Annotated in this window: 8 protein-coding genes; 4 read left to right on the top strand and 4 right to left on the bottom strand. The window is 69.8% G+C overall.

Annotated features, from left to right (window positions below; genetic code table 11):
• Positions 1–195: 195 nt before the first annotated feature.
• From AC6LJ5_RS06955 to AC6LJ5_RS06965, 3 genes are read left to right on the top strand one after another with little or no spacing between them, the layout of a single operon-like run.
• A complete protein-coding gene (locus tag AC6LJ5_RS06955) occupies positions 196–1,419 on the top strand; it encodes an ABC transporter substrate-binding protein (RefSeq protein ID WP_103273662.1) in 1,224 nt (407 codons plus the stop codon).
• Positions 1,419–3,314 (top strand): ABC transporter permease, encoded by a 1,896-nt coding sequence (locus AC6LJ5_RS06960; RefSeq protein ID WP_498140103.1) that lies wholly within the window; start codon positions 1,419–1,421, stop codon positions 3,312–3,314. The genes AC6LJ5_RS06955 and AC6LJ5_RS06960 overlap by 1 nt, the downstream gene beginning before the upstream one ends.
• Entirely contained in the window at positions 3,311–4,072 is a 762-nt protein-coding gene (locus tag AC6LJ5_RS06965; RefSeq protein WP_498140104.1) for an ABC transporter ATP-binding protein, read from the top strand. The genes AC6LJ5_RS06960 and AC6LJ5_RS06965 overlap by 4 nt, the downstream gene beginning before the upstream one ends.
• 147 nt (positions 4,073–4,219) lie before the next feature.
• On the opposite strand, the gene AC6LJ5_RS06970 is transcribed toward AC6LJ5_RS06965, so the two are convergent.
• From AC6LJ5_RS06970 to AC6LJ5_RS06985, 4 genes are all read right to left on the bottom strand, one after another.
• Entirely contained in the window at positions 4,220–5,998 is a 1,779-nt protein-coding gene (locus AC6LJ5_RS06970; protein WP_498140105.1) for a SulP family inorganic anion transporter, read from the bottom strand.
• A gap of 66 nt (positions 5,999–6,064) precedes the next feature.
• Positions 6,065–6,952 carry a phosphonopyruvate hydrolase gene (locus tag AC6LJ5_RS06975; RefSeq protein ID WP_498140106.1) on the bottom strand — a complete coding sequence of 296 codons (888 nt, stop codon included), beginning with the start codon at positions 6,950–6,952 and terminating at the stop codon, positions 6,065–6,067.
• Positions 6,953–7,034: 82 nt separating this feature from the next.
• Positions 7,035–7,583, bottom strand: a complete 549-nt coding sequence (locus AC6LJ5_RS06980; RefSeq protein ID WP_498140107.1) for a hemerythrin domain-containing protein — start codon at positions 7,581–7,583, stop codon at positions 7,035–7,037.
• Positions 7,584–7,615: 32 nt separating this feature from the next.
• On the bottom strand, positions 7,616–8,749 hold the full coding sequence (locus tag AC6LJ5_RS06985; protein ID WP_103273656.1) for a D-alanyl-D-alanine carboxypeptidase family protein: 1,134 nt from the start codon (positions 8,747–8,749) through the stop codon (positions 7,616–7,618).
• 442 nt (positions 8,750–9,191) lie between these two features.
• Here AC6LJ5_RS06985 and AC6LJ5_RS06990 point away from each other — a divergent pair, with 442 nt between their 5' ends.
• Positions 9,192–9,650 carry an HU family DNA-binding protein gene (locus AC6LJ5_RS06990; RefSeq protein WP_103273655.1) on the top strand — a complete coding sequence of 153 codons (459 nt, stop codon included), beginning with the start codon at positions 9,192–9,194 and terminating at the stop codon, positions 9,648–9,650.
• Positions 9,651–9,699: the final 49 nt, after the last annotated feature.

The following is a 9,699-nucleotide window of genomic DNA, read 5'->3' on the forward strand; positions in this document are numbered from 1 at the left end:
GCCCGCGCGGGGCTATTTTTTTGCCGTGAATTTTTGCCGTGAATGATGGCGCATCGCGCCCGGCGCGCGCCCGCGCAGGCCACGGGACGGCATTTGCTTTGCCTGGACGCCGGCCCCATGTTTCAATTGGGCCGCCAGCGACGGGCGACAGGCGCCCGCCGTCCGCTTGAATCCCACACGATCCCGATTCCCGCCATGCTACGTCCCTGCCTTTCCCTGCTGCGCCGCGCGCTCGCGCCCACGCTCCTGGCCCTGGCGCTGACCCCGGCCGCCCAGGCCAAGGACAAGGAACCGCCGATCCGCATCGGCGAGATCAACAGCTACAAGGCCATCCCCGCCTTCCTGGGACCGTACAAGAAAGGCTGGCAGCTGGCGCTGGAGCAGGTCAACGCCGAAGGCGGCGTGCTCGGCCGCAAGCTGGAAGTGATCTCGCGCGACGACAACGGCAACCCCGGCGATTCGGTGCGCGCCGCGCAGGAGCTGCTGGCGCGCGAAAAGGTCGAGCTGCTGTTCGGCGGCTTCCTGTCCAACACCGGGCTGGCGCTGACCGACTTCGCCAAGCAGCAGCAGGTGTTCTTCCTGGCCGCCGAGCCGTTGACGGACAAGATCACCTGGCAGGAAGGCAACCGCTACACCTACCGGCTGCGTCCGTCCACCTGGATGCACGTGGCCGCGCTGGCGCCCAAGGCGCTGGCCCTGCGCAAGAAGCGCTGGGCCATCGTCTACCCCAACTATGAATACGGCCAATCGGCGGTGGCGACCTTCAAGGCCATGATGAAGTCGTTCCAGTCGGACGTGGAGTTCGTCGCCGAGCAGGCCGTGCCGCTGGGCAAGGTCGACGCCGGCGCCGTGGTCCAGGCCCTGGCCGACGCCAAGCCTGACGCCATCTTCAACGTGCTGTTCGCCGCCGACCTGACGCGCTTCGTGCGCGAAGGCAACACGCGCGGCCTGTTCGAGAACATGCCGGTGGTGTCGGTGCTGTCCGGCGAGCCCGAATACCTGGAACCGCTGGGCGCCGACGCGCCCACGGGATGGATCGTCACCGGCTACCCCTGGTATGCCATCGACACGCCCGCGAACAAGAACTTCGTCGAGGCCTACCGCAAGCGCTACAACGAGACGCCCAAGGTCGGCTCGGTGGTGGGCTACGCCTCGCTAATGTCCATCGCCCAGGGCCTGAAGGCCGCCGGCGCGGTCGACACCGAGAAACTCGTCGACGCCTTCGCCGGGCTGAAGGTCGATACGCCCTACGGCCAGATCCAGTACCGCAAGATCGACCATCAATCCACCATGGGCGTGTACGTGGGCGTGACCGCGGTCGAGGACGGCAAGGGCATCATGAAGGACTTCGCCTACATGGACGGCGCCCGCCTGCAGCCGCCGGACGAGCAAGTGCGCAAGATGCGTCCGGCCCAGTGATGAGCGGTTCCGGGCTGCTGTTGCAGCTGCTCAACGGCCTGGCGGACGCCAGCGCGCTGTTCCTGGTGGCCGCGGGCCTGTCGCTGATCTTCGGCGTCACGCGCGTGGTCAACCTCGCGCACGGCTCGTTCTACATGCTGGGCATCTACCTGGCCTGGACCTTCACCAGTTATTTTGGCGGCGGCGCCGGCTACTGGGCCGGCCTGCTGCTGGCGGCGCTGGCCACCGGCCTCATCGGCGCGGCCGCCGAGCGCCTGGTGCTCAGCCGCCTGTACGGCGCGCCCGAGCTGTTCCAGCTGCTGGCCACCTTCGCGCTGCTGCTCATCATCGGCGACGCCACGCTGGCCCTGTGGGGCCCGGAGGACCTGTTCTCCGCCCGCGCCCCCGGCCTCTCCGGCGCCGTCGAGATCCTGGGCCGCCGCTACCCGCAATACGACCTGCTGCTCATCGCCGCCGGCCCGATCGTGCTGGGCCTGCTGTGGTTGCTGCTGATGCGCACGCGCTGGGGCCGGCTGCTGCGCGCCGCCTCGGAGAACCGCAGCATGCTGGCCGCGCTGGGCGTGAACCAGGCCTGGCTGTTCACGTCGGCCTTCACGCTGGGCGCCTTCCTGGCGGGCCTGGGCGGCGCGCTGGCCGCGCCGCGCACGCCGGCCACGCTGGGGCTGGACCTGGAAGTCATCGCCAGCGCCTTCGTGGTGGTGGTGGTGGGCGGCCTGGGTTCGATCCCCGGCGCCTTCCTGGCCGCGCTGCTGATCAGCCTGGCCAAGTCCCTGTTCGTGTTCCTGGGCCAGGTGCAGATCGGCCCCTGGGTCTTCAATCTGTCCAAGCTGACGCTGCTGGCCGAATTCGCGGTCATGGCCGTGGTGCTGGTGGCGCGGCCCTGGGGCCTGATGGGCAAGCCGCCCGCGCCGGCCGGCCACGCGGCCAAGCCGGAACGCCCGATAGCCCCCGCCGGCAAGCGCCTGCGGCTGGCATATGGCGCGCTGCTGGCGCTGTTGATCGCGGCGCCGCTATTGGGCCAGCAATGGCCGTACCTGGCCATCCTGCTGACCGAGATCCTGATTGCCGCGCTGTTCGCGGCCAGCCTGCATTTCCTGACCGGGCTGGCCGGCATGACCAGTTTCGGCCACGCCGCCTGGTTCGGCCTGGGCGCCTACGGCGCGGCGCTGCTGCTCAAGCTCGGCGCGCTGCCGATGGAGGCCGCGCTGCTGCTGGGGCCGCTGGCCGCGGCGCTGGGCGCGCTGGTGTTCGGCTGGTTCTGCGTGCGCCTGTCCGGCGTCTACCTGGCCATGCTGACGCTGGCCGTGGCGCAGATCCTGTGGGCTACCGCCTTCCAGTGGGACGACGTCACCGGCGGCAGCAACGGACTCACCGGCCTGTGGCCCGCCGCCTGGCTGAGCAGCGGTCCCGGCTACTACTACCTGACGCTGGCGCTGTGCGCGCTGGGCGTCTGGTGGCTGCGACGGCTCGCGTTCGCGCCGCTGGGCTACGCGCTGCGCGGCGTGCGCGACTCGGCCCTGCGCGCCGAAGCGCTGGGCATGGACACGCGCCGCGTGCAATGGGCGGGCTTCGTGGCCGCCTCGCTGGCCGCCGGCATGGCCGGTTCGCTGTACGCCTTTTCCAAGGGCAGCATCGCGCCCGACGCGATGGCCGTCGGCCGCTCGGTCGACGGGCTGGTCATGGTGCTGCTCGGCGGGCTGCAATCGCTGGCCGGTCCGCTGGCCGGCGCGGCGGCCTATACCTGGCTGCAGGACGCGGCCGCGCGCAGCACCGAATACTGGCACGCGCTGCTGGGGCTGGCCATCCTGGCCCTGGTCATGGCGTTTCCCGACGGGCTCGCCGGCGCGGCGGCGCGCTGGACCCGCCGGCTGTCGCTTCGGAGCGCCGCGAAATGAGCGCCCCCGCCCTGCTCCAGGTCCGCGACCTGCGCAAGTCCTTCGGCGGCATCGACGCGCTGGCCGGCGTGTCGTTCACGCTCCAGGCCGGACAGATGCTGGCCCTGATCGGACCTAACGGCGCCGGCAAATCCACCTGCTTCAACGCGCTGGGCGGGCAGGTCCGGCCTGACACGGGTTCGGTGCGCCTGGACGGCCGCGAACTGGTCGGCCTGTCCGCCGCGCGCATCTGCCGCCTCGGCGTGGGCCGCACGTTCCAGACCGCCGCCGTGTTCCGCTCCATGACCGTACTGGAGAACGTGCAGACCGCGCTGCTGTCGCGCGACCGCCTGGTCTTCCATCCCTGGCGCCGGGCTGGCCGCCACGCGGTGGACGAAGCGATGGCGCTGCTGGAACAGACACAGATGGCCGGCAAGGCCAGGCAGGCCTGCGGCGAGCTGGCCTATGGCGACGTCAAGCGCGTGGAGCTGGCCATGGCGCTGGCGCACCGCCCGCGCCTCTTGCTGATGGACGAACCCACGGCGGGCATGGCCACCAATGAACGCCACGCGCTGATGCAGCTGACGCGGCAATTGGCCGACACGCGCGGCATCGCGGTGCTGTTCACCGAGCACAGCCTGGACGTGGTCTTCAAGCACGCCGACCGCATCGCCGTGCTGGTGCGCGGCAGTCTGCTGGCGGAAGGCGAACCGGCCGCGATCGCCGCCGATCCGCGAGTCCAGGCGGCCTATCTGGGCACGGAAGCGCCCGCCGCGTGATCGACCCGGCACAGTCCTCGGTCGGGGCCCGGCTGGGCGGGCAGCGCTCTTGCTGAGCCCTGTTCCTCAGCCCTGTTCCAACCTCACTCTCCAACGCCCTTTTGCTGCTCCCGCTTCCGCCCGCCCCATCCGGCACGCGCGTCATCTTCAGCCGCCCGCTTGCGGGCTGTCCGGCTGACACTCCCAGAAGATCCGGGCCTGACAGCCCGCGCACACCGCGCGGTCCAACCTGGCGTAGATCGCGTGCAGCGCTGTCGCCTTGTCGGGAAAGATGTGGTCTTCGCCCAGCCGTTGCAGGAATCCGGTGCGCCGCCACATCGCCATGACCTCGGGGCGGGGCCGGTGGAAATACAGATCGCCGCCCATCGCGCGCCGCGCGGCCAGCTCATCTTCCCAGACCTCGGCGCCGGCCAGGTCAATGAAGTTCATGCTCTTGGCCATGACCAGCAGATGACGCGGCGCGTCCGGCGCGGCGCGCAGTTCGTGCAGCCGCTGCGCCACGTGCGCGGCCGCGCCGAAATACACCGAGCCCTCCATGCGCAGCAGCTTGAGCTGCGGGCATTCGGGCAGGGCCTCGGACTGCGGCGGCTGCGCCATCACGACGAAGCGGCGGTCCAGCCCGCGCCCATCGAAGCCCATGATGCGCATGGCGGGCCGCGACGTGCGGTGCAGATAGGCCATCAGCGACAGCACCGTGCCCAGCAGGATCGCCACTTCCATCCGTATCGTCACGGTGGCCGCCAGGGTCGCCGCCGCGATCGCCGCCTCGCCGCGCTGCGTGGCCAGCAGGCGTCGCCAGCGGGGCGCATCCAGCAGCGTCCAGGCTACCAGCAGCAGCAGGCCCGCGATGGCGGCATGCGGAATCAACGCCAGCAGCGGCGCCGACAGAGCCACCAGCGCCACCAGCAGCAAGGCCGAGAACACCGCCGCCAGCGGCGTCCTGGCGCCGGCCTCGAAGTTGGGCACGGAGCGGTTCAGCGAACCGCAGGACAGGTAGCACGAGAAGAAGCCGCCGACGATGTTGGACAGGCCCTGCCCCATGAATTCGCGGTTCGCGTCGATGCGCTGGCCCGAGCGCGCCGCCACGGCCTTGGCGATGGAGATGGACTGCGCCAGCGCCACGATGGTCAGCGCGAAGGCCAGGCTGAGCAGGTCGGGCAGCGCGCGCCAGTCCACGCTGGGCACGTGGAACGGCGGCCAGGGCTGGGCGATGGCGCCCAGCACCGGCACGCCGGCGCCGCCCCACGCATTCCAGGCCGCCGCCGCCATCGTGCCGGCGGCCAGGCCGGCCAGCATATAGGGCTTGCGCTTGTCCAGCCGGCGCACCAGCAGCGCCGCGCCCAGCGTCGCCAGCGTCACGATGATGGAACCGGCCTGCGCCTGGCCGGCATGCGAGGCCAGGTTGAGCAGCAACGAGCCCGCGCCATGCGAATCCGGGGCGGGCAGGCCCAGCGCATCCTTCAGCGCATGCACGGCGATCAGCACCGCCGCGCCGCTGGTGAAGCCGAACAGCGCCGACGGCGAAATGAAATGCGCCAGCGAACCCAACCGCAGCGCGCCCACCAGCCACTGCATCAGGCCGACCAGCACGGTCACGGCCAGCGCCAGCTGGATATAGGCGGGACTGCCGGCCGCGGCCAGCGGCGCCAGCACGGCGAACAGCGCCAGCGAATTGGCGTTGGTCGGCCCCGACATCACATGGCGGCTGGACCCGGCCAGGGCCGCCACCGCACAGGGAATGATGGCCGAGTACAGGCCGTACTCCGGCGGCAGGCCCGCCAGCGTGGCGAAAGCCACGCCCTGCGGCAGCACCAGCAGCGCCCCCAGCAGCCCGGCCGCCAGATCGGCGCGCAGCGTGGCCGGACCGACATCCGCCACCCAATCGCCAAACAGCCGGCCCAGCCAGGCCCGCCCTTGAAACGCCATGCTTCCCCCGGTCTTTCTTGTCTTGCGGCCTGCCGACAGGCGCCGGCGGCCCGCGCCCCAAAGGCGCTAGCGCAGGAACCTGCGCTCCAGTTCTCGCATGGCGGCATCGCCCTGCAGCGCCATGATATCGCCTACGGTCGGCAACATCGCATTCACTTCGTGAACGCCGCCGTCGCGCCGGATGCGGGCAAACACGTCGCGCATGGCACCCACGGCCGCGCGGATGGCATGGTTGCCATAGATCACCAGCCCGACCTTGCCCAGCGCCTGGATATCGCGCTCGCGCAGCTGCGGATAGGCGGTGGGCACCAGCACCAGCGGCGCGCGGCCCTGCCAGGCGGCGACGAAAGCCAGTACCTCGTCCGGCGCGGTCTGCTTGGAATGAATCAGGATGGCGTCGGCGCCCGCTTCTTCATACGCCGCCGCGCGCGCCAGCGCCTCGGCCTGCCCCAGCCCGGCGATCAGCGCCTCGCAGCGGGCGATGACACAGAAGTCCGGATCGCGCCGCGCGGCCAGCGCGGCCTCGATCTTGCCCTGGAATTCAGGCACGCGCGCCAGTTCCTGGCGGCCGCCGGCGCGCAGGCTGGTGTCCTTGGGGAAGGTCTTGTCCTCCATCACCACCGCCGACACGCCCGCGGCCTCGTACTGCGGCAGCAGGTAGGCGACGTTGATGGCGTTGCCGAAACCCGTATCGATGTCGGCGATCACCGGCGCCGGCGAGGCGGCGGCCATGGCCCGCATCATGTCCAGGTGCTGCACCGGCGACAGGATGCTCGCGTCCGGCACCGCATGGCTGGCCGACAGTTCGAAACCGCTGCCCCAGACCGCGTCGAAGCCGGCCTCGGCGGCCAACAGGGCCGACAGCGGGTTGTGCGCCGACATGGCATGAGCCAGCACGGGGTCGGTCAGCAGACGACGGAAACGGGCGTTGCGGCTGGGAACGGGATCGATCATGGCGCGGATAGCCTCCGTGATCCGGCGCGGTGCGCGCCGGCTGTCCCGCATCGTAGCGCCTGGCGACTGGCGGCGCAGCGGCTCAGGCGGCGCCGCCGCCTCGGCGCGCGCGCATGGCCCGGCCGATATCGGCCAGCACATCATCGGCGATGAGCCGCGCCGCCAGCGGCAGCAGCTCGTCTTCCTCGCGGCGGATATGGCCGGCATAGGCCTCGGCGAATTCCCGCGCCTGCGCGGGCGTCAGGCTGGCGGGCTTGCCCGCCGCGATCTCGGCCAGCGCGCCGCGCAGCGGCTCCCACAGCGCGGCCAGCCGGCGGTGGTCGGCCTTCAGTCCCTGCACCAACGCGTGCAGGCAGACCGCATCGGAACCGGCCATGGCCTCGATCAGCGCCGGGAACAGGTCTTCTTCCTCGTCCTCGTGGTGATGGACTGCGGCCGTCTCGAAATAGCGCAGCAGGCTGGCCGCCGCGCTCTGCGCGCTGGCGTCGCTGCCATGCTCGGGCAGATGCCCGGCCAGCCGGCTGAGCGTGGCGCACTGACGGGCGATGCGGCCATGACAGGCCGACAGCAGGGCCAGGGGCTGGTCGGGTCCGGGCGCGGGCGCCGGCCCGCCGGGAAAACTCACGGCCATGGCGATCTCACAATCATGCGGGCCTCCTTTGCTCAGCCCGTGGTTTCACGCCACCACAGGCGGATCGAATCCCAGGCGCGGCCGGCGAATCCGGCCTGTTCGACGGGTTCCAGCGCCAGCACCGGAAACTGCCGCGCCGGCTTGCCGTCCACCATGACGCGCAACTCGCCGACTTCGGCCTGCGCCGCGATCGGCGCGACCAGCGGCTCGCGCGGCGCCCACACCGGTTCGACCTTGGCGCCGGCCGGCACGGTCACATACAGATCGCGCGCGAAGCCGGCCTTCAGGCTGTCGGCCTGGCCTTTCCAGACTTCGGGCATGGCCACGGGCTGGCCCTTGGCGTAGAGCTTGACGGTATTGAACCCCTGGAAGCCCCATTCCAGCAACTCGCGGCTTTCCTTGGTGCGCTGTTTTTCCGATTCCACGCCCACCACCACCGTGATCAGGCGACGCTGGTCGGCGCCATTGGGCCGGCGCGCGGTGGCCACCAGGCAGTAGCCGGCGGCATCGGTATGGCCGGTCTTCAGGCCGTCCACGCTCGGATCCAGCCACAGCAGGCGATTGCGGTTGGACTGGGTGATGTTGTTGTAGGTGAACTGCTTGGCCGAATCGTAGGTCCGGTACAGCTCGGGGTAATCGCGGATGAAGCGCGTGGCCAGCACCGACAGATCGCTGACGGTGGAGTACGTGGCCGGATCGGACAGGCCGTGCGGACTGGCGAAATGCGTGCCGTGCAGCCCCAGCGCCACGGCGGTCTGATTCATGCGCTCGACGAAGGCCTCCACGCTGCCGGACACGGCTTCGGCCAGCGCCACGGCGGCGTCATTGCCCGACTGCACCATCAGCCCGCGCAACAGATTGTCCACCGTGACCAGCGAGCCGGGCTCCAGGAACATCTTCGAGCTGCCCGCCGGCACCTTCCAGGCCCGCGTGGACACGCGCACCTTCTGCTCCGGTTTCAGCGTACCGTCCTGCAGCGCGCCGAACACGATATAGGCCGTCATGATCTTGGTCAGCGAAGCCGGCTCGATGCGCGCGGTGGCGGCGTGCGAGGCGATCACCTGGCCGCTGGTTTCGTCCAGCAGCAGCCACGCCTTGGCCGACAGCTCCGGCGCCGGCAACGCCTGCGCCCATGCGCCGGACGCGAAGGCCGAGGCGGCCAGCATGGCGACCGCAAACTTTTGCACGACCCGGCCGCCTCGCTGGAAAAGGCTTGAAAGACGCCCCCGCCGGGCCCGCGGGTTCACGTCCCGATCATGCCGCGGGGGAACATACTTATTCATCGACAACATAGACTGCTCTGCTTCCTTGCATGCTTGCGTGAGTGCCGGCGCAACGCGCGGCGCAGGCATTTGAACATGCTCGCGGCGCTTGGTTCAGCGCGCCGCATCCCGTCATTCACGCTGCTTGCGACGCCGGGCAAATGTCACGACATCTTGCAAGACCCCTTGTTTTAAGAGGTTTGCTGCGTGGAAAACAACAAAGATTGATCGAAACCCCTTCGGAAAGCCGCATAAACAGCGACTCTTCCGCTATCATCGGGCGCGTGGCGTTCGTTGCCGATACCCGGCTCGCGCTGCTCTAGTCCTCAACATACGGATTTTGACCATGGCCACGAAAGCTAAAGCTCCTGCCAAGAAAGTCACCAAGCCCGCCGCCAAGGCGCCCGCGAAGAAGGCTACCGCCGCCAAGCCCGCTGTGAAGCCCGCAGCGAAGAAGGTCGTCGCCGCCAAGAAGGTCGCTGCCGCCCCCAAGGCCATCAAGGCCGCCCTGAACAAGACCCAGCTCATCGCCTATCTGGTCGAGCAATCGGGCGTTGAAGCCAAGTCGGTCAAGGCCGTCCTGGCCAGCCTGGAAACCTCGGTGCTGGGCTCGGTGGACAAGAAGGGCGCCGGCGAATTCACGCTGCCCGGCCTGTTCAAGGTCTCCGTGCAGAAGGTTCCCGCCAAGGCCAAGCGCTTCGGCAAGGATCCGTTCACCGGTGAAGAGCGCTGGTTCCCCGCCAAGCCGGCTTCGGTGAAGGTGAAGGTTCGCCCGCTCAAGAAGCTGAAGGACGCCGCGCAGTAATTTCCGCGCAGTATCCGGTCAAGCCGGGAAAGGCCCGCCTCGCAAGAGG

Source organism: Achromobacter sp. 1011791174 (genome assembly GCF_059760925.1).

Coding starts and splice junctions, on each gene's coding strand:
- AC6LJ5_RS06985 (WP_103273656.1), bottom strand. CDS start 8,749: ATGCTGGCCGCCTCGGCCTTCGCGTCCGGCGCATGGGCGCAGGCGTTG.
- AC6LJ5_RS06990 (WP_103273655.1), top strand. CDS start 9,192: ATGGCCACGAAAGCTAAAGCTCCTGCCAAGAAAGTCACCAAGCCCGCC.
- AC6LJ5_RS06960 (WP_498140103.1), top strand. CDS start 1,419: ATGAGCGGTTCCGGGCTGCTGTTGCAGCTGCTCAACGGCCTGGCGGAC.
- AC6LJ5_RS06970 (WP_498140105.1), bottom strand. CDS start 5,998: ATGGCGTTTCAAGGGCGGGCCTGGCTGGGCCGGCTGTTTGGCGATTGG.
- AC6LJ5_RS06955 (WP_103273662.1), top strand. CDS start 196: ATGCTACGTCCCTGCCTTTCCCTGCTGCGCCGCGCGCTCGCGCCCACG.
- AC6LJ5_RS06975 (WP_498140106.1), bottom strand. CDS start 6,952: ATGATCGATCCCGTTCCCAGCCGCAACGCCCGTTTCCGTCGTCTGCTG.
- AC6LJ5_RS06965 (WP_498140104.1), top strand. CDS start 3,311: ATGAGCGCCCCCGCCCTGCTCCAGGTCCGCGACCTGCGCAAGTCCTTC.
- AC6LJ5_RS06980 (WP_498140107.1), bottom strand. CDS start 7,583: ATGGCCGTGAGTTTTCCCGGCGGGCCGGCGCCCGCGCCCGGACCCGAC.